Genomic DNA, 508 nt, shown 5'->3' on the forward strand with positions numbered 1-508 from the left:
ATTGTTTTTATAGCCGAAGCTGCGTTTGACATTACCGTCGCGGCCGATGACGCGGATCAGGTCACCACTGCCGTCGTATTCATAGCGGACCAGCGGCATACCGACCCGGACCGTTTCGCCAAAGGATGGTAAACCCTCCAACAGCGACACCGACAGCAGCCGCATTCTAGGCGACTGCTCATCGGCCACATTGCCGAAGTTTAGCGAGAACACCCGGCCGTTGCCGTCGATGACGTATTGCGGCAGACCGGTCAGCGGATGATAGACGAAACGCTGATGGTTGCCGTTGGCGTCTTCCACCGCGACCAGCGGGAAGAGGGTGGAATCTTCATCAGAACCGTCCTCCGCCACCACCAAAGGCGCAAAACGCAGCGCTATCGAACCGTCCAGAGAAGCAATGACATAATGGCCGTCCGGGTTCTTGCTGAACCAAATCTGTTCGCTCTCAAACAATACCGGCTCTTCGTCATCTTCATCGACTTCCGGCAAAGGGAACAAACGGCCCTGA

General features: G+C 56.5%; 1 pseudogene. It reads right to left on the reverse strand.

Going from position 1 to position 508, the window contains the following annotated elements:
- Positions 1-508, reverse strand: a pseudogene (locus tag HMPREF2696_RS11800) (RHS repeat family protein); the annotation flags it as partial.

The sequence above is a fragment of the Neisseria sp. HMSC058F07 genome, assembly GCF_001810035.1.
GTDB classification, from domain to species: domain Bacteria; phylum Pseudomonadota; class Gammaproteobacteria; order Burkholderiales; family Neisseriaceae; genus Neisseria; species Neisseria perflava.